General features: G+C 64.1%; 1 protein-coding gene. It reads right to left on the reverse strand.

Annotated elements, in window-relative coordinates; all coding sequences use genetic code 11:
- Nucleotides 1–189 precede the first annotated feature (189 nt).
- Nucleotides 190–25830, reverse strand: coding sequence for an Ig-like domain-containing protein (locus ACHEXL_RS13955; RefSeq protein WP_416560000.1), 25641 nt, complete (start codon nt 25828–25830; stop codon nt 190–192).
- Nucleotides 25831–25882 lie beyond the last annotated feature (52 nt).

Raw genomic sequence — 25882 nt, forward strand, 5'->3', positions numbered from 1 at the left:
GGTTGTCTCCTGATGGAAAAATTGATCAGGTCATCATACAAATTTTGCTCGGTTTTGGAAAGAGGATGCGAGCCGGTCTGCTTTTGAATGCTTAAGTCGACCCGTGCGGGCCACTGGGTTCGCTGAATTTCGCCCGTCACATCAGAGGCCGCTTTCAAAGCGGCCTCTGATGCGTCAGCAAGCCGATGGTCACATGAGGTGCAATTGACTCAAGGCGATGCGTTGGTCTGTCAGCAGCTTCAAATACATGTCGCTGTTGCTTGGGTAGACGTCCAAGACTCGACCGTCCTCATGGGTGGCCCCTGTCGTTGTCCAGGCGGCGTTGCTAGCGGAGTCCGTGCGCTCATCGAACAAAACCTGCTCATCACGGTCGCTCAGCACCTGGAGTTGTTGCAAGTTCAGGTTCAGCTCGGTCAGCGTTTCGAAGGCGAATGCCGCATCGGACGCCACCAGCGTGCTGCCGTCAGTCATCTCGGCCGTGGTGCGGCCGGCTTCGGTCACACCCGTGGACGGATCGCGGGCAATGCCGTCGCTGTGGAGGTGGACGGCCTTGATGCCCAGGTCGCTCAGGCTGCAGAATTCGCCCGCATCACTCACGCCGCTGCCGTTGGCGTCTTGCCAAACGCCGAACTCGGCAAACTTCGCGTCTTGTGCATTGAAGACACCGTCGTCGTTGCTGTCAAAGGCCATGCGCAAACCTTCCAAGTCGGTGCGGCCACCGTACAGGGTGAAGGCGTACTGGCTGACGTCGGTCACCACACCATCGCCAAACTTGTTCCACACCAGCACGCCGTCCTCGCGGGCGGCCCAGGCGCTGAAGTCCAGCTTGCCATCGGTGTTCACGTCCATCAACTGCTGGGTGTAGCCGATGGTGCTGTCGCGGTTCAGGTCGAACACGATGGGGGCTATGTTGAGGCCGACGCTCACGTCATTGGCCACGAACACCTGTGAGTTCGAAGCCGCGTTGGTGTAGACGTTGTACGTGGCGCCGTCAGCACTGACCGTGCCGCTGGATGCCCACACCCCAACCGTACCTTTCAGGTTCAGCACATCGTTACTGCCGCCTTCGACCACCAGCTGGTGGTACTGCATGGTGCTGCTCAGCGTGTAGGTGCCATTTATCCAGGTGCGAGCGTCTTCGCTCAGGCCCTGGTGAATGGTGTCAAAGCCGGCCATGTCGTTCACATCACGCGCCGTCAGTGTCAGCGTGTTGACTTGCCCGTTGGTGGCCCCCAGGTCGATGCGCTCGATGCTGTTGATGCGGCTGGTGCTCATACCACCCATGCTGTCGATGTGGGTGATGGTGCTCAGGTCCAGATCCGCGCTGCCGTCCAGGCGCAGTGTGTCGTAACCGGTGCCGCCGTCCACAAACGCCCTGGCAGTGCCGGTGTTGATGCCCAGGTTGCTCACATCATCGGCGGTCAGCACGATCGTGTCGTTGCCACGCCCTGCGCTGAAGCGGTCCAGGCCGCCGCCGCCCGTCAGGGTGTCGGCGCCGTCGGAGCCCATCACCAGCTCGTCCATGAGGGTGCCGGTGCCGGCGGCCACGGAGCCTGTGAGGTAACTGGGGGCGCCATAGATTACATAACTGTTGCCCACTTGGTTGGTGCCGGCCAGATAGGCCGTCACGATCATGTCGTCGTAGCCGTCGCCATTGAGATCGCCCGCGTTGGACACTGAATTGCCCAAGTTGTCACTGGCTGACGCGCCATTGATGACAAAGCCGCCCTTACCCGTCACGAGGTCCGACGCATACACAGTGGTGTTGTCCGTTTTGCCATAGACCACGTAGATACGACCGGAATTGGTGCCATTGGCATTTGTCAAATTGGCCCCCACGACCACGTCTGCCAAGCCATCGCCATTGATGTCGCCGGCATACGAGACATCCCTGCCCAGCGATTCGCCATTGGACAGGCTCGCAATTCGGAAGCCGGCCACGGTACTGCCCACCTGACCGAGGTTGACGGTGGTGCTTGCCAGGCTGTTTTTGCCGAAAATCACATAGGCATTGGAAGCAGCGCCATTACCGCGTGCGCCGATGATGAAGTCGGCAATGCCGTCGCCGTTGACATCCCCTGCCCCGGCTGATGAATCGGCAAACGTGTTGGAGGCCGCACCGTCGATGCGGAAGCCGCTGGTGCCCAAGCTGGCTACGCCGGCGGTGCCGGTGGTGTTGCGGCCAAACACCACAAAGCTCACGCCTTCTGTGAAGCCTGAACCCGAACCGCTGACGATGATGTCGGCCAGTCCGTCGCCATTGATGTCCCCCAGGTTGCCTACGCTGGCGCCAAAACCCGAGTTGCTGAAGCCCGTGGTCAGCGTCAGGCCATTGGTGCCCAGCGCATCCAGGCTGATGGTGGCCCCGCTGTAGTTGCGCTGGCTGTAGACCACAAAGGCTTTCTGGGCCGAAGACGCGCCAATCAGCAAATCGGCCAGGCCGTCGCCGTTGAAGTCGCCTGCCGTGCTCACATCGCTGCCTGCGGCCTGTGAGCCGGCGGTCATTTCGATCACGTAGCCGTTGGTTCCCATGTTGGAGCTGAGCGTGATGGCCGAACCGCTTTCGCGGCCATACACCACATAAGCCCGGCCGCTGTTGTTGTTATCGCCCATGGAACCGACCACCAGATCGGCCAGTCCGTCGCCGTTGAGGTCGCCTGCGTAGTGCGCTGACACAGTCTTGTCGTTGGCAACGCCATCGGTCAGGACAAAGCCCTGTGTTGCCGATATGGCGCTGAGGTTGGTGGGCATCAGGTTGCCCGAATTGCCAAACACCACATACACCTTGTTCTGGTTGATCGTGCTTTTGGCGTAGACCACCGTCACATCGTCGTAACCGTCACCGTTCACGTCGCCGGCATAGCTGACGTAAGAGCCGGCACCCAGCACCGCGTTGGTGGTGGAGAAGGTGGCCGGGGTGACCGGCGCCACATACGGGTCGTTGTTGTAGACCGTCATGGCCGCGCTCACCAGCACCTGCGAGCGGGTGCCCTCGTTTTGGTAGACCCAGTAGTTGGTGCTGCCGTTGCTGACCTGGCCCACATTGATCCAGCTGCCGTTGTCGATGGCCAGCAGCAGGGCGTCGTTGTCGTCGCCGTCCACCACCATCTGGTGGTAGTTGGTGGTGGTGCCCAGCGCTGTGCCACTCACGTTGGTCCACACTTGGCCATCGGGGTTGGTGGCGGCTGTGCCGCCGAGGCGGATGGTATTGAAGCCCGCCATGTCCTTCACGTCGGTGGCCGTCAGTGTGAGCATGTTGGCCGCCGTGTCGGTGGCCAGGTCGATGCGCTCGATGCTGTTGATGCGGCTGAGCTGCTCACCGGTGGCACCGGTCATGCCGCCGGCGTTGCTGATGGTGGTCAGGTTCAGGCTGGTGCCGCCGCTCAGTTGAACGGTGTCATAGCCTTCGCCGCCTTGCACATAGGCCTTGGTCCCGCCCACCGTGGTGTTGCCGAGGTGGGTGATGTCGCTGGCGGTGAGCACGATGGTGTCGTTGCCCGCACCGGCGCTGAAGCGGTCAACACCGCCGCCGCCTCTGAGCTCCTCGCCATTGGCGGTCCCGACCACGAGTTCGTCGAACACGGTGCCGGTACCTGTGGCCACATAGCCACTGATGTACTGCGGACCGCCGTAAATGATGTAGGACTTGCCAGCTTCAGCGCCAGCCGCAGGGTCTGCATAGCGCGCACCCACGATCAGGTCGGCATAGCCGTCGCCGTTGACATCGCCTGCTGCCGACACGGACGTGCCAAAGCGGTCGTTGCTGATCTGGCCGGTGATCACAAAACCGCCGTTGCCGGCCACGATGGCCGACAACTCCACAGCCGTGGAGCCAGCTTTGCCGTACACCACATAAGCGCGTCCCGTGCCGATAGAGCCGCTGTACGGTGCAAAGGTGGCCCCAACGATGAGGTCGGCCAGGCCGTCGCCGTTGATGTCGCCGGCTGACGACACCGAGATACCGCTTTGGTCGCTGTCGTATTGCCCGTTGATGACAAAGCCGCTGCTGCTGGTGCCGGTCGCAATGGCCGACAGGTCCACCTTGGCCGGCAGGCCGGTGGTGCCAAAGACCACATAGCTGCGCCCGGCGTCGAGCCTGCCAGAGCTGGGGTCGGCATTGTAGGAACCTACGATCACGTCGGCCAGGCCATCGCCGTTGACGTCGCCTGCCGCAGACACCGAGGTGCCCGAGTATTCGTTGGTCGTTTGCCCGTTGATGGCGAAACCCTGAGTGGCCTGCATCGTGCCCACGTTGACCGTCGCCGTGGAGGTGGTGCCATAGATCACATACGACACCCCCGTGTTGCTGCCGGTGTTGTTGCCGGAGCCTGCTGGGTTGCCCACGATCAGGTCGGTCAGGCCGTCGCCGTTGAAGTCGCCTGCGGCCGATACAGCAGCCTCACCAGCCTGTTGCATACCGCTGATCAGGAAACCGCCGGCGCCATTGACCACGTTGCTGAGTTGCAGGTTGCCTTGCGTACTGCTGCCCAACACCACAAAGGCCTGGTTGTTGCCCTTGAGAATGAGATCGGCAAAACCGTCCCCGTTGACATCCCCGGCTGACGATGCCCCAAAAGCCACAGAAGTGCTGGTGGTCGCGTTGATGCTAAAGCCTTGGCGGGCCTGCAAAGAGCCCAGATTGACGGGGCCTGTGGCGGTGGTGCCGTACACCACATAGGCTTTGTTGGAGGAACTTGAAGAAACGACCAGGACGTCGGCCAAGCCGTCGCCGTTGATGTCACCTGCGGCAGACACCACCTGGCCAATCTGATCACTCGCCAGGGCGCCGTTGATGACAAAGCCGCCGCTGCCCAGAGCCACGGCCGACAGGTCGATGCCCGCAGGCGTGCCCATTTGGCCAAACACGACATAGCTCTTGCCCGCGTTCGAGCTTGTGCTGACGTCTGCAGAATTGGCCCCAACGATGACATCGGCCAGTCCGTCGCCGTTGACGTCACCGGCATTCGACACCGACCAGCCGCTGCTGTCGCCAGAACTGGCGCCGTTGATGGCGTAAGTGGGGCTGACCACAGGGCTGCTGTTGGTGGCCGAGGAGGTGTCGTTGATCGTCACCGTCTGCGACTGGTCGCCCACGTTGAAGATCACGTTTTCTGCGGCAGCTTCGGTGATCCTGTCATTGACGATGGGCAGCGACACGGTGAAGCTGCTCACGCCGACAGGCACGCTCAAGGTGCTCGCGACCGTGTCATAGACCACGCCGTTGCTGAACACGGTCGTGCTGTAGTCCACCCCGCTGGTGGCGTTACCGCCCAGGCTGAAGGGGATGGCTGCCGAACCGGCTGTGCCGCTGAGTGTGACCGTGGACACGAGGATGCTGCCCTCGTTGACCGACGTCGGTGCGTTGATGCGGGTGACGGTCGTGGGCAAATTCACAACGAAGGTATCGCTGATGTCGCTGGTATTGCCTGCGGCGTCTGTGGCCGAGGCAGTCATGGTCACGGTACTGCGGTTGAGCGCATTGAGCTCTGCGCTGCTGAGGGCCACACTCACAGGCGTACCAGCACCCTGACCCACAACGAATTTGTTGATGGTGTTGCTGCCATTGCTGAAGGTCACGGTGACCAGCGATCCGGCTTCGGCGCTGACCGCGCCGGCAGTGATACCCGCAGCGACTTCTTGCTCGCTCACGCCATCCTGCACAGCGGCACTGAGTGTGAGGGCTGGTGCCAGCAGCGTGGTGTCCACCAGGAGGGTGCCGGTCTTTTGACCGGTGGCGTCGAAGTGTTGCAGGCGTGTGGTCGCGTCGTTGCCCGAAGTCCACGACACCACAAAACCACCATCTGCCTTGGGTGCCACCGAGGCGAACCATTGCCAGCCCGTTGTGTCGGTGTTGACCGCGAAAGCCGAGCCGATGGCAGCGCCCGTGTTGCCATCAAAGAAACGGGCTTTGAGGTCATAGTCACTGCTGCCGACCATGTCGTATTCAGCCCAGATGGCCACGATGCGCCCGTCGCTGAGGAAAGCCACGTCGCCGTAACCCTCGTAACCGCCTGCCGTGCGGGTATAGACCGGAATCTCAGCTGTCTTGGCTGTGCCGTCGGCGTTGAACACGCGCAGGTTCTGCGCCAGGGTCATGCCGTCTTGCCCTCTGGACATCCAGGACACCACGTACGAGCCATCGGCCAACGTGCTGATGGCTGGGTACAACTGGTCGTTGTTGGTGACGGTATTCACTTGAATTGCGTTGCCGACCGGGCTGAGGTTGGCCTCGAAGGTTCGCGCAAACACGCCCAGGCCGACACCGTCGCCCAGGCCGTTCCAGCTGACGACGAGTTGGCCATTGCTGCCCGCCGCAATGTCGAGCTCACGGCTTTCGCCATAAATGCTGCTTGGCAAGTCGGCGTCCGCAAAGCTGGCCAGCACGGTAGCGCTGGTCTTGAGGGTGCCATCGGCGCTGTAGACGCTGCCCCAGAGTTTGGTGGTGCCCGCGTTGTCGACGCGCCAGACCACCGCCACGTCGCCGTTGCTCAGGGTGCAGGTCTGCATCTGCTTGCCGGCACTGGCGACTGCAAATTCCGACACACTCACGGCGCCGTTGTTGTGGATGAAAACACCGCTCACACCGGTCTGTCCCGATGCGGGGGTGAATTCACTCACCACAAAGGCACCGCCGGGCACTGCTGTCAGATCGGCCAGGATGCCGTTGGGGGTGACCACAAATGTGCCGCCCAGGGGCAGACCGTCGGCGTCATAAATGCGCCCCACAGTAGAGCCCTTGTCCGCGCTGCTGCCCTGGTAGTAGATGACCAGGGTGTTGCCATTGTCGAGCTGGACCACCTTGGAGTCGGTCTGGAAGTTGGTGCTGTCGACCGAGACCTGTTGCTCGGTGTTGTAGGCCAGCTGGGCACGGTCACTGGTGACGCCTGCCACGGTCTGGCGCACTTGCACACTGCCCGCAGCGTATTCACCCTGGGGCAGCACGAAGCTGCTGTCGGTGCCGGCGGTCCAGCTCTGGCCCTTGTTGGTGGTGTATTCCCAGGTGCCGCCATTGGCCAGCCCATTGACGTTGACCTTGCCATCGGCAGTGATGCTGTCGATGGCGAGCCAGCCGCTGTCGCTGTTCAGCGACAAGGTGGGTGTTTTCAGGCTGCGGTCGAGCTTGAAGGTGGCCGTGCTGCTGTTCACGCTGGTATTGCCCGCTGCGTCGGTGACGGTGGCCACCACGTTGTAGCTGCCGTCTTCGTCGATGCCATTGGTCGGAATGGTGACCAACGCGTTGCCCTGGCTCACATCGGTCGGCAGCACGGTGTACAGCACGGTGCGCTCGTCACCGCTCGGGTCGGTCACCGTCAGGGTGATCACATCACCACTTACGGCGCCGGTGGGCAGGGTGACGGTGGTGTCCACGCCGTTGGCGGCCTTGGTGGCGTTGATGCCGCCCTCCAGGGCTTCTGTAGCGCTCAGGCTGGGTGCGCCGGTGGCGAGGGTGTCCACCTCGAAATTGGCCGAGTCAGCGGACGCGTTCGGGTTGGCGGCCAGGTCGGTGACCCCGTTGTCTTTGAGCGTGATCACGTTGGTGGTGTCCTCCACACCCGTCGTGGGCGTGTAGGTGGCAGTCCAGGTGACGCCGCCGTCGTTGCTGACCGGCTCGCTGAGCGTGCCGTTGTCCACCGTGAAGTCGCTGGCTGTGAGGCCGGTGACCGCTTCGTTGAAGGTGATGGTGACCAGACTCTCTTCGCCCACCTTGAGGGCCGTGTCCATCATCACGACGGCCGCGGTTGGTGCCGTGTTGTCTACCACCGTCACTGTCACCGTTACCGCAAACGCATCGCCGGCAGCACTGGTGTTGCCCGCCGCGTCGGTGGCCTTGGCCGTGATGTTGTAGCTGCCCGGTGCCAGGTCGACGCTCGGTGTGAAGCGCCAGATGCCGCTGGCGTTGGCCGTGGTGCTGCCCAGCACTGTGCTGCCGTTGTACAGCGTGACGGTGCTGCCGGCCTCGGCCGTGCCGGTGAAGGTGGGCGTGGCGTCGTCGGTGGTGCTGCCATTGGCAGCTGCCGTGGGCTGCGATGCCCCCACGTTGTCGGCGTAGCTGGTGATCGCGGGAGCCGCGGGCGGGGTGGTGTCCCACTCCAGCTCGGTGGTGGTGCCGCTGTAAGCGGTGTTGCCGCCATTGCCTGTGCCCGAGTTGCTCACATTCACCACGTCGCCATTGGCCAGGCTGGCCGAGGCGTTGGCGCCTGAGTTGTCCACCAGGCGCACGGTCAGTGCGCCGGGGGTCGTGGCGCTGGCACCGGCCAGGGCCCCGTTGTAGCGCAGCTGGGTGTTGGCCGCCAAAAAGATGGCTGCGGCGTCGCTGGCGGCAGGCAGTGCCGTCCAAGTGCTGCCGTCCAGCCACTCGTAGCCCGCACTGTTGCCCACCACGACCACGCCCTTGAAGGCCTGGCCGGTGTCGGCATCGGAGAAGGCGCCTTCGAACAACTCGGCCACGGTGGCCGCGGTGGTGGTGATGCCTTGCGGGTTGGTGGCCATGACGTCTGTCGTGGTGCTCACGGGCTCAGCCACATAGACCACTTGGCTGCCCTGGGTGTAGGCCACGTACTGCATGCCTGCCACGAAGCCGTGGCCAGCGCCCAGGCTGGCGACCAGATCGGCACCGCTGGCGGTGGCGCTGCCTTGCGTCCAGCGGCCTGCCAGCTGAAGAGCGTCGCCGGTGTTGCCGTTCACGACCATGAACCGACCGTCGGACGTGGCCAGGCCTTGGCCCATGCGGGCCACGGTGGTCGCGTCGAGCTTGAGCGTGTTGTCGCCGGTGCCCGTGAGGTCGATGCTGCTGAAGCCCTGCACCTTCGCCGCCACGGTGGCGTTGGTCAGGTCCAGCGCGGCGCCGCTGTCGGCCAGCTTGAGCGTGTTGATGCCCGTGCCGCCGTCCAGCAGCATGGTGTTGGTGTTGCCCAGCTGGGTGACGTTGTCGTTGTTGATGATGACTTTGTCGTTGCCCGCGCCGGCCAGGATGCGGTCGGCGCCGCCGTTGGCGCTGAAGGTGTCGTTGCCGTCCCCACCGGTGAAGGTGTCGGTCCCACCTGCGCTGGCGCCAGCCTGCACAATGGTGCCGGAGGGGCCAAAGGTGATGGTTTTGATTCGATCACTGCTGGTGTCAAACCTGTCCTGGTACAGCATCTGGAAACTGCCATCGTCCAGCGCAAGCAGGCTGATGGTTTCGGCATCGCCGCCCGAAGAAGGCGCCCATCGAGAAGCCTGAGCATCCACTGTGAAGGGGGCCACCTTGATGCTGCCGTCAGTGTTGAGCAGCATGAGGTAGTTTTTGGTCAGGTAGTCCGAGGTGCCCGCAATCACCAGGCTGCCGTCTTTGAGTTGCACCAGATCAAAGTAATCGCTGTAGTTAGCGAGGGTGTGACCGGCCGGCAAGAATTGTGACGGGGTGTAAGTGAAGCTGCTGACCACTTTGTCGGCGTTGACCGACAGGGGATCAACGATCTTGAGGGTGAGCGACTGGGTGATGGCGCTGAAACCCAGCGTGGCCACATGGCCATCGCTCAGCACAATGGTGTTTAGCCAGGTGTCGGAGCTGGGCAGGTTGACGTCGAAGCTGGACACGAGCGTGTTGTTGACAAAACGCAGGTAGGTCACGTTGTTGCCGGTCGCCTCGGCCGTCAGCAAGATGCTGCCGTCCGGAAGTTGGACAGGCTGAAGCGTGCGGCCAGATACCGTTTGAGGTGCCGTGATCAAGGCTTCTGGCTCGGTGGCAAGGGTCACGCCTGTCGCAGGGTTCACCTGGGTCAGGTACAGGTAGTTACCTCTCACGTAAGCCACACTGACCGTGCTGTCGGCATTGAGCCAGCTGGCCGTGGCGTAGACGTTCGGGACCTTGTCACCGAGGACCGCCGTGGTGACCTCGATCGTGCTTTGAATCACACCATCAGCGCCCACTTTGCTGAGCGTCAGGTTGCCGTTGTCGAGGGTGCTGGTGCTGTAGTTACCAGTGACATAGAAGTTGCCCTGGCTGTCGGTGTTGGGGCTGACGCCGACGTAGCCATAACCCCAGCCTGTTGTGAGGCTGTTGCCTACGCTAGTGGACAGAACGGCACCCGTTTTGGTGTCGACGGTGCTGACTGAGCCGTTAGCATCAAGGCTGCTCCACGAAAAAGCGTTGCCGATGCGGCCGATCAGGTAAGTCTTGTCGCCCACCGGGTAGTAGGACGCGTACTTGAGGTAGCTGCCGCTGCTGGCCACAAAGGCTTCCGCGCCCGCAGGCGCAGGGTCTGCGCCGTAGTACTGCGTAGCCGTTGCGCCTTGTCCGGCCAAGCCGGTACTGACACTCGCGTAGCTGCCGCTGGCCACGCTCACGCCGATGGCGCCGCCGTTGCTGGATGGCGCGGTGACCACCAAGGTGTACACCTTGGGATTGGTCGTGTCTTGTGTGAACGCACCCTTGGTGCCGTCGTTGATGCTCACGCTGTCAGCAGTGAAGCCACTGACCGCTTCGCTAAAGGTGAAAGTGAACGTCACCTCACTGCTGTTGGCAGCGCTGGTGGCGTTCACGTTGTCCGTGATGCTGAGGGAGGGTGCTTGTAAAGCCTGCAGCGTGTTGAGCACGGTGTCAGCGGAAGACTCGGGCGCGTTGTTGAGGTTGATGGTCACCGCAAACGCATCGCCGGCAGCACTGGTGTTGCCCGCGGCGTCTGTGGCCTTTGCGGTGATGTTGTAGCTGCCCGGCGCCAGGTCGGCGCTTGGCGTGAAGCTCCAGGCGCCGCTGGCGTTGGCCGTGGTGCTGCCCAGCACTGTGCTGCCGTTGTAAAGCGTGACGGTGCTGCCGGCCTCGGCCGTGCCGGTGAAGGTGGGTGTGGCATCGTCGGTGGTGCTGCCGCTGGCCAAATTGCCGGTGCTGGTGCCCGCGTTGTCGTTGTAGGTACCGATGCCTGGGACGTTGGGCGCCGTGAAATCGAGATACGCACTGTCGCTGCCTGCGGTCGTGGTGTTGCCTGCGGTGTCTTTGATCACCCCATTGACCGACAACGTGTTGCCATCTACCGGTTTGGCAAAGGTGGTGGTGACGTATCGATTGCTGATGTCGGTGGCGTTCAGCACCAGTGTTTGGATGTTGGTGCCGTCGGTGAGGACCACTTGGTCGCCTGCGCTGACGGTACCGGTCCAGCTGGCCTTGACGCTGACGGTGCTTGCCGTGCCTTCGCTGGCGTTGATGATGGCGTTGTTGTTGGCATCTGTGGTGATCTCCACGGTGGGCGTTGCACCGGCATTGGGCACGTTGGTGTCGACCACCAAGGCCTGCGTGGTGGTGCCATTGACCCCATAGCTGCTGATCAGGGCGTCGGTGCTGGCGCTGACCACGGTGGCCTTGATGGTGTAGCCGCCTGCTGCCAGGGTGTGGGCCGTATCGTCCCAAGTCCAGTTGCCGCCGTTGACGGCGCCGTAGCCGCTGTAGACGACCGCGTTGCTGCCATCGAGGATCTGGACTTTGAGCTTTTCGGTGGTGGCGTTGAAGCCGCTGGGCAGCTTGCCGCTGTAGCTCAGAGTCGGGTCGTTGGTGACGAAGTCGGCTGCGCTGGCACCGTTGTCGGCGCTGATGGCATGGATCGTGACCGGCGTGCTGGTGTTGACCGTTACCGCCAGATCGACCAGCACCTGCGCACCGGTGGTGCTGTGGTCATAGACCTTGTAGGTGTGGCCGGCCAGGCTGACCTGCCCTTTGTAATCCCACTGACCCGACAGGGCCGTGTTGCCGATCACGCCGCCCTGGCCGGTGACGGCGTCGTTGAGCAAGGCGTCGAGGTTGAGCTTGTCGGTGCTGGAGCCGTTGACAACGAACTGCACCTTGCCGGTGCTGCTGGTGGAGCCGGTGGCCTGCACCGAGCCAACCGCCGTTTGCGCGGTGGAAGCGAAGGTGTAGCCGCTCATGGTGGTGGCATTGGCGCCGCCGAGTGAGAGTACGTCGTTGGCCGACAAGGTGAGCGTGGAGCCGCCTTGCAGCGTGAAAATTTCCACTTCCTGGATAGGCTTGACGGTCTGGTTGCTGGTCAGGGCTTCCAGGTCCAGCGTGGTGTTGGCCGCGAGATTGAGGGTGTCTGCCCCCGCACCGCCGTTGATGCGGCCGCCCGCAGCGAGCGAGCTTTGCAAGCCGTTGCTGCTGACGGTGATGGTGTCGTTGCCGACCTTGGCGTCCAGGGCACCGCTGGTGTAGGTCAGACCCGGATCGTCGGCGTTGGATACGCCGTTGGGGGCGCTGCCAGCCACGATGGTGTTGTTGCCCGCCGGTGTATTCGGCATGAAGGACACGTTGTCGACCACAAGATCACCAAAGGAGCCCGAGTTGGCGATTGCGTTGGTACCCCAAAGCGACAGGGTGATGGTCTTGGTGCTGGTCGCGGTGTAGACCACGGTGTAGTGGCCGCTTTCCTTGTTTTTGACGTTGTAGATGGTCAGCGAGGTGCCATCCACATCGGTGCCCAGGCTGCCGCCGCCGATGTTGCCGTCACCTTGGTTGATGGCGTAGTCAAGCTTGAAGGTGTAGCTCTTGCCCGCCTCGACCTGTGCCGTGGACTGCCAGAACACAGCCTTGGTGCTGCTGGCGATGTTCACCAGCAGCTGGTTACCCGTCATAGTCCCGTCGGGGTTGCCCAATGCAGCCATGGACTTTTTGTTCCAGCTGATGTTTGTGGCTGTGCCCGACGTGCTGGTGCTGGTGGTGCCTGCGGTCAGTGCAAGTGCGCCAATGGCCGCGTTGTTGGTTGTGGCACCGTAGTTGATGCTGCTGCTCCAGGTCATATTGGGCGATGTGAAACCGCTCTGCGACGCGGTGCTGAAGTCGCCGTTGCTCAACTGGCTGGTGCCGGCCGAACTGGTGACCGTCCAGAGTGCGGCATACACGCTCTGGTTGCCTGTTGTGTCCAGCTGCACAGCGGTGAAGCTGTGCGCACCCGCCGTGGGCGCGGCGATGGTGGCCGTCCATTGGCCGCTGGCATTGGCCGTGGTGGTGGCCACCAGGTTGGTGCTGGTGCTGTCGTAGACATAAACCGTGGCATTGGCTTCGCTGGTGCCCGCGACGGTGGTGACTGTGTTGGCGGTGCTGCCGCCCGAGCTGATGTTGGTGCCGGCGCTGTCCTTGACGGTGGTGATGAGTGGCGGGTCGGCTCTCAGGTCGGTGTTGACCACCTGGGTTTGCACTGGGCCGGTGTTGCCCGCGGCGTCGACCACCTTGGCGGTGTAGGTCCAACCAGCGGTGTAGCCGTTGGTATCGGTGATGGCCCATGCGGTGGCACCGGCAGCAACATGGGCGTAACCGATGAAGGTGGCGCCGTTGTTCGTGTAAACCGCGAGTTGCTCACCTGCACCCAGCGGTGCGCTGAGTGTGCCGCTGACCAGACGGCCAGCGCTGGCGTCGGCGGTGTTCCAGTCGGCGGTTGCGACGCTGGTGCTGGTGTCTTTGGTCATCGAGGTGAACTGCACCACCTGTGCAGGCGCCTGCGTATCGACATGGAGTGTGTAGGCACCGCTGGCGGGGCTGGTGCTGCCATCGACGGTGGCTTTGGATGTGAAGTTGTAAGTGCCGTTTGCCAACGTGTCGGTGGTGATGGTCCAGTTGCCGCTGCCATCGGCGGTGGTGGTGCCCAGCACCGCGCTGCCGTTGTAAAGCGTGACCGTGCTGCCCGCAACGGCCGTGCCGGTGAAGGTTGGCGTGGTGTCGTTGGTGCTGCCGTTGTTGGCCACGGTGCCGATTTCGGGTGCCGTGTTGTCATTGGCGCTGGTGATGACCGGGGTGGCGGGCGGCGGGGTGCCCACGGTCAGGCTGAGTGGGTCACTTTGGCCGCTCTCGTTGCCTGCGGCGTCCGTCAGGGTGAAGGTCAGGGTGTATGTGCCTTCGGGCAGCGGGCTGATGGGTGTGAGCGTGCCGGTGGCCGAGTCATAAGTGGCGGGCGTGAGGACGCCATTCACATACAGTTTGGGTGCACCGGTCAGCCCGTTGCCGATGTTCAGGCCCGGCGTATTGTCATCGGTGATGGCCTCGCTGCTGAAGAAGTCCTGGCTGCTGCCGAAGTCGTCGTTGTAAGTGGTGGGTGCGCTCGGCGTGGCGGGCGCAACAGTGTCCACCTTGACGGTGTAAGGGCTGCTGGTGGTGCTGGTGTTGCTGGCGGCATCGGTGGCCGTGGCCTGGATGCTGTGGGTGCCATCGGCAAGCGTGCTGGTCGCGATGGACCAGCGGCCGCTGGCGTCGGCCGTGCCTGTACCGACCACGGTGGTGCCGTCGTACAGCGTGACCGTACTGCCTGCTTCGGCGGTGCCGCTGAAGGTCGGCGTGGTGTCGTTGGTGCTGCCGCCTTTGGCGACATTACCTATCACCGGTGCCTGGTTGTCGTTGGCGCTCGTGATGGTTGGGATACCGGGAGCAAGGGTGTCAACGGTGAAGTTGAGTGATGCGCTCTGGCCGCTTTCGTTGCCAGCGGCATCGCTCAGCGTGTAGGTGAGCGCATGGGTGCCATTGGGCAGCGGGCTGGTCGGCGTGAGCGTGCCGGTCGCGGGGTCATAAGTGGCCGGTGTGAGCACGCCATTGACGTACAGCTTGGGCGTGTTGGTCAGACCGGTGCCGATGTTCAGGCCCGGCGTGCTGTCGTCGGTGATGGCCGCCAAGCTGGTCGGGTTGGTGAGGGTGCCCGCGTTGTCAACGTAGGTGCTGGGCGCACTCGGGGTAGCGGGTGCGGTGGTGTCGACGGTGACGGTGTAGGGGCCGCTGGCATCGCCGACATTACCGGCTGCATCGGTGGCGGTGGCGGTGAAGTCATAAGTGCCTTCGCCCAGGACGCTGGTGGTGATGGCCCATTGGCCATTGGCATCGGCCGTGCCGGTGCCAATGACGGTGCTGCCGTTGTACAGCGTGACGGTGCTGCCCGCTTCGGCGGTGCCGCTGAAGGTGGGCGTGGGGTCGTTGGTGTTGCCGCCGTTGGCCACAATGCCGGCCGCGGGCGACACGTTATCGGTGGCGTTGGTGATGGTCGGCGCGTTGGGCACAGTGGTGTCGACCGTGAAATTGAAACTGCTGCTGGCGTCGCCGGTGTTGCCGGCAGCGTCGGTGGCGGTGGCGGTGATGGTGTGGCTGCCTGCCGTTAGGGCGCTGGTCGTGATGGTCCAGTTGCCACTGTCATCGGCCGTGCCTGTACCAACCACGGTGGTGCCGTCGTACAGCGTGACGGTGCTGCCCGCTTCTGCTATGCCACGGAAAGTGGGCGTGGTGTCGTTGGTGCTGCCGTTGTGGGCCAAGGCGTCGGTCACAGGTGCCACGTCGTCGTTGGCGCTGACGATGAGCGGAATGTCGGGCGCGGTGGTGTCGACGGTCGCACTGCCGCTGCCTTGGGCGCTGGTGTTGCCAGCGGTGTCAACGATGTGCGCGGTCACCGCCAAGGTGCTGCCGTCGGCCGGCTTGGCGAAGCTGGTGGTGACGTAGCCGTTGGTCACATCGGTATCGTTCAATGTGATGGTGCGCGTTGCAGTGCCATCGGTGATGACGACCTGATCGCCGACGTTGACGGTTCCTGTCCAGCTGACTTGGACGCCGACGTTGGCGCCCGCGCCCTCGGTGGCGTCGATGGTGCCGTCGTTGTTGACGTCGGTGGTGATTTCCACAGTGGGTGCCACGCCGTCATTGGGCACACCGGTGTCGATGGTCAGAACATGCGTGGTGCTGCCGTTGGCACCGTAGCTGCTGACCACAGCATCGGTCGCGGCTTGAACGACGGTGGCTTTGAGGGTGTAGCGGCCATCGGCCAGGGTTTGCGAGGTGTCGTCCCACGCCCAGTTGGCACCGTTGGCCGTGGCGTAGCCGCTGTAGACGACGGCATTGCTGCTGTCGACGACCTCGATCTTGAGCTTTTCTGTGGTGGCGTTGAAGCCTGTGGGCAGCTTGCCGCTGTAGATGAGTGTGGCGTCGTGGGTGACGAAGTCGCTGGTGCCCACGCCCGTATCGGCAGAAATGGTGGTGATGGTGACCGGAGTGATGATGTTGACGATCACGGGCAGATCGACCAGCACTTGCGCGCCAGTGGTGCTGTGGTCATAGACCTTGTAGGTGTGCTCAATGGCATCTACACCCATGACAGTGACCTGGCCCTTGTAGTCCCACTGGCCCGTCAGACCGGTGTTGCCGACCACGCCGCCCAGACCGGTGACGCCGTCGTTGAGCAGTGCGTTGAGGTTCAGTGTGTCGGTGTTGGTGCCGTTGACCACGAACTGCACCTTGCCTGTGCTTTGGGTGGAGCCGGTTGCAGCCACCGAGCCATCGGCTGTTTGCACAGTGGAGGAAAAGCTGTAACCGCTCATGGTGGTGGCGTTGGCACCACCGAGCGAGAGCACGTCGTTGGCCGACATCGTGACGGTCGAATCGCCTTGCAAGGTGAAGACTTCGACTTCCTGAATGGCTTTGACCGTCTGGTTGTGGGTCAGCACTTCGAGGTCGAGCGTGGTGTTGGCCGCGAGCACAAGCGTGTCAATGCCTGTGCCGCCGACGATGAGGCCGCCGCCAGCTAGGATGCTTTGCAGGTTGGTGATGGTGGCAGTGATGCCGTCGTTGCCATCCAGGGCGTTGCGAACGCCGCCGGTGTAGCTGAGCGTGTCGGCGGTGGTGGTGGCGCCAGCGGAGCCGGCGACCGCGCTGCCCAGCGTGACGGTTTGCGTCTGCTCGCTGCCCGCGTTGCCTGCGGCATCGACCACTTTGGCGGTGTAAGTCCAGCCGGCGGTGTAATCGCTTGGGTCGGTGATGACCCAGGCGGTACTGCCCGTGGCGACGGTGGCGTAACCGATGAAGTTGCCATTGCTGTAAACGGCCAGTTGCTCCCCTGTGCCCAGCACAGTGCTGAGCGTGCCGCTGACCAGGCGACCGCCGCTGGCGTTGTCGGTGGTCCAGTCGGCGTTGGCGGTCCCGCTGCCGCTGTCCTTGGTCATGGACGTGAATTGCACCGTCTGCGTGGGCACGGTGGCGTCCACGGTGAAGTTCCAGGCGCTGCTGGCGCTGTCGGTGTTGCCCGCGGCGTCGGTGGCCTGGGCGGTGATGCTGTAGGCACCGTCAGCCAGGGTCGGGGCGATGAAGGTCCAGTCGCCGTTGGCGTCGGCCGTGGTGGTGCCGAGCACGGTGCCGTCGTTGTACAGCGTGACGGTGCTGCCTGCCTCGGCCGTGCCACGGAAAGTGGGCGTGGTGTCGTTGGTGCTGCCGTTGTCAGCGACGGTGCCTTGGACCGGATCGACATTGTCGGTCACGCTGGTGATCGTCGGGATACCGGGCGGGGTGGTGTCGACGGTGACGGAGTAGGGGCTGCTGCTGTCGCTGGTATTGCCTGCAGCATCGGTGGCCGTGGCGGTGACGTTGTAGGTACCTTCTGTCAGCGGGGTCGTCGGCGTGAAGCTCCAGTCACCGTTGGCATTGGCCACCACGGTACCGAGCACGGTGGTGCCGTTGTAGAGCGTGACGGTGCTGCCCGCTTCTGCCTTGCCGGTGAAGGTGGGTGTGGTGTCGTTGGTGCTGCCGCCAGGGGCGACGTTGCCGAAAACAAGGGCTACGTCATCCTGTACGCCATCGATGACAGGTGCGTCAGGGGCCATGGCATCGACGGTGAGATGCAGTGCTGGGCTCGGGTCGCTTTCGTTGCCGGCAGCGTCCGTCAGGGTGTAACTCAGGGTGTGCGGACCATCGGCCAGCGGTGCGGTCGGCGTCAGCGTGCCGGTGGCCGGGTTGTAGTTGGCGGGCGTCAGCACGCCGTCTACATACAACTTGGGCGTGTCGGTCGGGTGGGTGCCAATGTTCAGGCCCGGTGTGGTGTCGTCGGTGACAGACGCGCTGCTGACAGCACTTTGCAGGTCACCGGTGTTGTCGGCGTAGCTGATCGCCGCCGCCGGGGTGGCCGGTGCAAGGGTGTCGACCACGAGTGTGAGCGCGGCACTCTGGCCGCTTTCGTTGCCAGCGGCGTCCGTGAGGGTGTAGGCGAGCGCGTGCGTGCCGTCACCCAGTGGCGTGGTGGGCGTGAGCACGCCGTTGACGTAGCTGGCATCCACCTTGACGCCATCGACATACAGGCTGGGCGTGGTGCCTTCAGGCACCGTGCCAATGTTCAGGCCCGGTGCGGTGTCGTCCGTGGTCAGTGCGGTGCTGGCGGGGTTCTGCAGGGAGCCGATGTTGTCGACGTAGGTGGTCGGCGCAGCGGGGGTGTCTGGGGCGAGGGTGTCGACCCTGAGGCTGAGTGACGGGCTCTGAGCGCTTTCGGTGCCTGCGGCGTTGGTCAGGGTGTAGCTCAGTTCGTGTGGGCCATCGGCCAGCGGCATGGTGGGTGTGAGCACGCCGTTGACGTAGGTGGCGTCCACTTTTTGGCCGTCGACGTACAGGCTGGGCGCAGTGCCCGCAGGCACGGTGCCGATGTTCAGACCCGGCGTGTCGTCGTCGGTGACGGTTGCACTGCTGGTGGTGCTCTGGACGCTGCCGATGTTGTCGGCATAGCCGCTCGGCACAGCAGGGGTCGTCGGCACCGAGGTGTCCACCGTGAGGTTGAGCGCAGGGCTTGGGTCGCTTTCGTTGCCGGCGGCGTCGGTCAGGGTGTAACTCAGTGTGTGCGGACCATTGGCCAGTGGTGTAGTTGGCGTCAGCGTGCCGGTGGCCGGGTCGTAGGTGGCGTCCACTTTTTGGCCGTCAACGTACAGGGCGGGCGTGTCGGTCAAGCCGGTGCCCACGTTCAGGCTCGGGGTGGTGTCATTGGTGTTGGGCGCTGTGCTGGTGGCGTTGAGCACCGGCGCTGCGTTGTCGTTGTAGCTGGTGGGCGCGGCTGGCGTGGCCGGGGCGGTGGTGTCCAAGACGAAACCGGTGGCGGTGCTGGTCGGACTGGAATTGCCCGCAGCATCGGTCACGGTGGCGCTGGCGCTGTAGTTGCCGTCGGCGTAACTGCCGTTGGCGCCGCTGATGTCTTGCACCGGGATGGTGACGGTGGCCGTACCTGCCGTGACGTCGTTGGGCGTGACCGTGTAGTTGACGGTGCTGGTGGTGTTGTCCGGGTGAATCACCGTCAGCGTGATGGTGTCACCGGCCACGGTGCCGGTGGGCAGTGTGATTTGCGTTTGCACGCCGTCAGACGCTTCTTGGGCGTTGATGCCGCTGGCGGCTTCGGCCATGGCGACGACCGGGGTCGGGGTCGTACCCGGGGTGCCGTCCGGGTTGTAGCCCGGCGCGGTGGTGTCCACGTTGAGCTTGAGCGTACCGCTGGGCTCACTTTCGTTGCCGGCGACATCGGTGAGGGTGTACGTGAGGTCGTGCAGACCATCGGTGAGCGGGGTCACCGGCGTCAGGGTGCCGGTGACTGGATCGTAGATGGCCTCCACTTTTTGACCATCGACGTACAGGCTCGGTGTGTCGGTGAGCCCGGTGCCGATGTTCATGCCCGGTGTGGTGTCGTTGGTGGTGGGCGCCGTGCTGTTGGGGTTGACGACCGCGGCGACATCGTCGGCGTAGCGGGTGGGCGTGGCCGGAGTGTCGGGCGCGGTGGTGTCGAGCGTGAGGTTGCCGCTGCCGTCCGTGCTGTTGCCGGCGGCGTCGGTGCTGCTCAGGGTGATGTTTTTGAGGCCATCCGAGCCGAGGTTGAAGCTGCCGGATGTGGGCGTAGCGACTCCGGTGTCCAGGCTCCAGGCGCCGGCGCTGTTGGCGGTGACCTGGTAGGTGGCGCCGCCCACGGTGACGGTGACGGTGCTGCCAGCTTCAGCCGTGCCGGTGAGGACCGGCGTGGTGTCGTTGGTGGTTTGTGGGTTGACGGTTGGTACCACAGGGGCTGTGGTGTCGATGGTGAAGTTCAGCGGCGCCGATTGGCCGCTGGTGTTGCCCAGGGTGTCTGTGCCCTGCGTGGTGATGCTGTGCGCGCCTTCAGTGAGCGGGATGGCCGGTGTGAAACGCCAGGTGCCGTCCCCACCCGCCGTGGTCGTGCCAATCAGCGTGCCGTTGTCAAAGACATTGACTGTTGCGCCCGGCTCGGTGGTGCCGCTGAGGGTGGGGGTGGTGTCGTTGGTGCTGGTGCCGCTGGTGATGAGGCCAGTGACCGAGCTTTGCTCGTCGGTGGCTGTGAACGCGGGGGCGTCGGGCGCGGTGGTGTCGAGCGTGAGGCTGCCGCTGCCGTCCGTGCTGTTGCCGGCGGCGTCGGTGCTGCTCAGGGTGATGTTTTTGAGGCCATCCGAGCCGAGGTTGAAGCTGCCCGATGTGGGCGTAGCGACTCCGGTGTCCAGGCTCCAGGCGCCGGCGCTGTTGGCGGTGACCTGGTAGGTGGCGCCGCCCACGGTGACGGTCACAGTGCTGCCAGCTTCGGCTGTGCCTGTGATGACCGGCGTGGTGTCGTTGGTGGTTTGTGGGTTGACGGTGGGCGCGTCGGGCGCCGTGGTGTCAACCGTGAAATTGACCGGGGTGCTGGACGGGCCTTCGTTGCCGGCCGTGTCGGTGGCGGTGGTGGTGATGCTGTGTGCGCCATCGGCCAGCGGCGTGGTCGGCGTGAAACGCCAGCTGCCGTCGCTGCCCGCCGTGGCGGTGCCAATGGGCGTGCCGTTGTCGTAGATTGTGATGGTCGAGCCTGGCTCGGCGGTGCCGCCAAAGCTGGGTGTGGTGTCGTCGGTGCTGCCGTCGTAAGAAATAGCCCCTTGGTTTGCACCGGCGTTGTCGGTGGCGCTGTTGCTGGGTGCGCTGGGGGCTGCCGTGTCCAGTGTGAACGGGGTGCTGCCGCTGGCGGGACTGGCGTTGCCGGCGGCATCGGTGACGGTGGCGCTGACGCTGTAGTTGCCGTCGGCGTAATTGCCGTTGGCAGCGCTGATGTCTTGCACCGGGATGGTGACGGTGGCCGATTGGGCCGTGACGTCGTTGGGCGTGACCGTGTAGTTAACGGTGCTGGTGCTGCCGTCGGGACGGGTCACCGTCAGCGTGACGGTGTCGCCGGCCACGGTGCCGGTGGGCAGTGTGATTTGCGTTTGCACGCCGTCAGACGCTTCTTGGGCGTTGATGCCGCTGGCGGCCTCGGCCATCGCCAGGCTTGGTGCGGCCGTGGCTTGGGTGTCGACGGTGAAGATCAACGCTTCGCTGGATGGACCTTCATTGCCCGCTGTGTCGGTGGCGGTGGTGGTGATGCTGTGTGCGCCATCGGCCAGCGGCGTGGTCGGCGTGAAACGCCAGCTGCCGTCGCTGCCCGCCGTGGCGGTGCCGATCGGTGCGCCGTTGTTGTAGATCGTGATGGTCGAGCCTGGCTCGGCGGTGCCGCTAAAAGTCGGCGTGGTGTCGTCCGTGGTGCCGTTGGACGCCATGGCCCCTTGGTTTCCACCGGCGTTGTCGGTGGCGCTGTTGCTGGGCGCGCTGGGCGCAGCGGTGTCGAGGCTGAAGCTGGTGGGCACACTGCCCGGGCTTTGGTTGCCCGCTGCATCGGTCACCGTGGCGCTGACGGTGTAACTGCCGTCGGCATACTGTCCGTTGGCACTGAGATCAGCGGCTGGGATGGTGACGGTGGCCGTGGCGGGATTGGCCGCGACATCGTTGGCCGTCACTGTGTAGGCGAGCGTGTGGGTGCCACTCGGGCCAGTGACCGTGAGTGTGACGGTGTCGCCCACCACGGTGCCTGTCGGCAGGGTGACTTGCGCTTGCACGCCATCGCTGGCTTCGGCCGCGCTGACACCATTCGCTGCTTCGGCCATCGTCAGAGTTGGTGCCCCTGGTACGTTGGTGTCAACCGTGAAATTGACCGGAGTGCTGGACGGGCCTTCGTTGCCGGCCGTGTCGGTGGCGGTGGTGGTGATGCTGTGTGCGCCATCGGCCAGCGGCGTGGTCGGCGTGAAACGCCAGCTGCCGTCGCTGCTCGCCGTGGCGGTGCCAATGGGCGTGCCGTTGTCGTAGATTGTGATGGTCGAGCCTGGCTCGGCGGTGCCGCCAAAGCTGGGTGTGGTGTCGTCGGTGCTGCCGTTGGACGAAATAGTCCCTTGCGCCGTGCCGGTGTTGTCGGTGGCGCTGTTGCTTGGGGCGCTGGGGGCTGTCGTGTCCAGTGTGAACGGGGTGCTGCCGCTGGCGGGACTGGCGTTGCCGGCGGCATCGGTGACGGTGGCGCTGACGCTGTAGTTGCCGTCGGCGTAATTGCCGTTGGCAGCGCTGATGTCTTGCACCGGGATGGTGACGGTGGCCGATTGGACCGTGACGTCGTTGGCCGTCACGGTGTAGGTGACGGTGCTGGTGCTGCCGTCGGGACGGGTCACCGTCAGCGTGACGGTGTCGCCGGCCACGGTGCCGGTGGGCAGTGTGACTTGCGTTTGCACGCCATTGACGGCTTCAACCGCATTCACGCCATCTAAAGCTTCGGCCATCGCCACCAATGGGGTCGGAATACTGCCGAAGGTGCCGTCGGGGTTGGTGCCTGGCGGGATGGTGTCTACCGTGAAACTCAGCGGCACCGAGGGCGTGCCGGTACCCGACGCGTTGGTCACCGTGGTGGTGATGTCATGTGCGCCATCGACCAAGGGCGTGGTCGGCGTGAAACTCCAGGCGCCGTCACTGCCCACCGCCGCGGTACCGATCAGTTGACCCTTGTCGAAAATGTTGACCATGTCGCCATCAGTCAGGTCGCCGCCCCTGAAAGTGGGCTTGGTGTCGTTGGTCGTGGCGCCGTTGGCGATGGCGCTGGCCACCGGATTCACATCGTCGGTGGCCATGAAGTCTGGGGCGGTGGTGGTCAGCGTGAAGGCACTGCTGTCGCTGGCCGGGCTGGCATTGCCCGCAGCATCCGTGACAGTCGCCGTCACACCGTAGGTGCCGTCGACGTAATGGCCATCGGCATTCAGGCGGGTGGCCGGAATGGTGACGGTGGCGGTCTGCGCTGCGATGTCGATTCGCGTGACGGTGTAGACCACCGTGCTGGTGGTGTTGTCGGGATGGGTCACCGTGAGCGTGATGGTGTCACCGGCCAGTGTGCCGGTTGGTAGCGCGACTTGTGTTTGCACGCCGTCGACGGCCTCGGTGGCGCTGACATCGCCTGTGGCTTCGGCCATGGACAGGGTCGGCGCAGCCGTTGGGGTGGTGTCGATGGTGAACGGCAGGGGTGCGGAGAAACCGCTGGTGTTCCCAGCCGTATCGGTGATGCTGGTGGTGATGCTGTGCGCGCCTTCGGCCAGTGGGGTGGTGGGCGTGAGGCGCCAGGTGCCGTCGCTGCCCGCTGTGGCGGTGCCAATCGGATTGCCGTTGTCGTAGATCGTGATGGTGGCGCCCGGTTCGGTCGTGCCGCTGAAAGTCGGGGTCGTGTCGTTGGTGTTGTCCCCGGCATTGACGGTGCCACTGATCGGCAAGGCGTCGTCGGCCGTGGTGAAGCCGGGTGCGTTGGGCGCGGTGGTGTCGAGAGTGAAAGTTACGGCGGCGCTCGTCGGTGCCTGGTTGCCTGCGGCATCGGTCACCGTGGCGCTGACGGTGTAGTTGCCGTCGGCATACTCGCCGTTGGCGCTGAGGTTTTGGGCCGGAACGGTGACGCTGGCTGTGCCTGCTGAGAGGTCTTCCGGTGTGACGGTGTAGGTCACGAGGTGCGTGCCACTCGGTCCATTCACGGTCAGCGTGAGGGTGTCGCCCGCCACGGTGCCGATTGGCAGCGTGACTTGCGTTTGCACGCCATCAATGGCTTCAGCACTGCTCACAGCGTTTGCCGCTTCTTCAATCGCCAGACCTGGCGTGCCCGGGAGGGTGGTGTCGATGTTGAACGGTAAAGGCGCGGAAGTGCCGCTGGTGTTGCCCGCCGTGTCGGTGGCGGTGGTGGTGATGCTGTGAGTGCCTTCGGCCAGTGGCGTGGTCGGCGTGAAACGCCAGGTGCCGTCGCTGCCCGCCGTGGTGGTGCCAATCAGCGTGCCCTGGTCGTAAATCCTGACGGTGGCGTCGGGTTCGGCCGTGCCGCTGAAAGTTGGCGTGGTGTCGTTGGTGGTCGCACCGCTGAGGATGGCACCCGTGATCGGGGCCAGGTCGTCGGTGACCGTGAACGTGGGTACGCTGGGCGCGGCGGTGTCGAGTGTGAAAGTCGCGGGGGCGCTCGCCGTGCTTCGGTTGCCCGCAGCATCGGTCACGGTGGCGCTGATGCTGTAGGCACCGTCGATCGCTTGGCCATTGGCACTCAAATCGGCAACTGGAACGGCCACGCTCACGCTGGCGGGATTGGTGATCACGTCTTGCGCTGTGACGGTGTACGGCACGCTGGTCTGGCGGCCGTCAGGATGGGTCACGGTCAGCGTGAGGGTGTCGCCCGCCACGGTGCCGGTCGGCAGCGTGACTTGCGTTTGCACGCCGTCAGACACTTCTTGTGCGTTGACGTCGTTGATGCCTTCAGGAACGGCCACGACGGGCGCAGGCATGCTGCCCACGGAGCCATCGGGGTTCTTGCCGGGCGCGGTAGTGTCCACCGTGAACGGCAACGGTTCGGAGCTGCCACTGGTATTGCCTGCCGTGTCGGTGCTGGTGACAGTGATGCTGTGCGCACCTTCGGCCAGTGAGGTGGTCGGCGTGAAACGCCAGGTGCCGTCCCCACCCGCCGTGGTCGTGCCAATCAGCGTGCCGTTGTCAAAGACATTGACTGTTGCGCCCGGCTCGGTGGTGCCGCTGAGGGTGGGGGTGGTGTCGTTGGTGATGGTGCCGCTGGTGATGAGGCCAGTGAGCGGGCTTTGCTCGTCGGTGGCTGTGAACGCGGGGGCGTCGGGCGCGGTGGTGTCGAGCGTGAGGCTGCCGCTGCCGTCCGTGCTGTTGCCGGCGGCGTCGGTGCTGCTCAGGGTGATGTTTTTGAGGCCATCCGAGCCGAGGTTGAAGCTGCCCGATGTGGGCGTGGCGACTCCGGTGTCCAGGCTCCAGGCGCCAGCGCTGTTGGCGGTGACCTGGTAGGTGGCGCCGCCCACGGTGACGGTCACAGTGCTGCCAGCCTCAGCCGTGCCGGTGAGGACTGGCGTGGTGTCGTTGGTGGTTTGTGGGTTGACGGTGGGCGCGTCGGGCGCCGTGGAGTCGATGGTGAGAAACATCGCCGGGCTTTGACTGCTTTCGTTGCCGGCGGCATCTGTCAGCGTGTAGCTCAGGCTGTGAACGCCTTCGGACAGAGGTGCCAGCGGTGTCAGGATGCCTGTGGCCGGGTCGTACACAGAGGGCGTGAACACGCCGTCCACATACAGCTTGGGTTTGTCTGTCTGGTTGGTGCCGATGTAAAACCCCGGCGTCGTGTCATCAGTTGTGGCGGCGGCGCTCGAAGCAATCTGTATTGCGCCGGTGTTGTCGACATAGTTCTTCAAGGCCGCTGGTGTGGCGGGTGCTTGCGTATCGGGCGTGGTGTCCGAATCAGTCGCGGCCAAGGCCAACCCACCGCCAGCGACCAACCAACCACCCGACCCCGCAATCGCCGGCGTCAGCGCCGCCAGGGCCGGGCTCATGCCTGCTATTGCATCGCCCCCCAGTACAAGTTGTACGCTCGTACCGCTTTCGCCCAGTGCTAGCACCGAAGTCTTTGCTTGCGTGTCGGCCACCCACCAGTACTCATAAAAAGCCCCGTTTTCTGCCTGACCAATGATGCTGTTGACCCCCTCAGGCATGACCTCGTAGTAATTGAGCAGAATCAAGTCGGCATTGCGGTGCTCATCAAAGAACACATGCAAATCTTTGCCCACGCGTTTGCCTTTGACGTTCAGAGGCTTGGGCCTGCCTTGAATCTCCACTTCGCGCAGCGCGAAGCCGGCCCCTGTTTCAACCCGAATGCGGGTGGGCAGTCCGGCGTCCCCCGACCCTTGCACAATATCGACCGCTACATCTTCGGATTTGCCCGTCATGATGACGACTTTGAGTTTCTTAGCCATGCCCGCCCCTGAGTTAGTGAGAACTTTTAATTTATCTAAAAAATTAAATTAA

This window comes from Limnohabitans sp. YIMB22184, assembly GCF_048020265.1.
Lineage (GTDB): Bacteria > Pseudomonadota > Gammaproteobacteria > Burkholderiales > Burkholderiaceae_C > Limnohabitans_A.

Bases quoted from the DNA above. Each gene is read 5' to 3' on its own strand.
- ACHEXL_RS13955 (WP_416560000.1), bottom strand. From the start codon at position 25,830: ATGGCTAAGAAACTCAAAGTCGTCATCATGACGGGCAAATCCGAAGAT.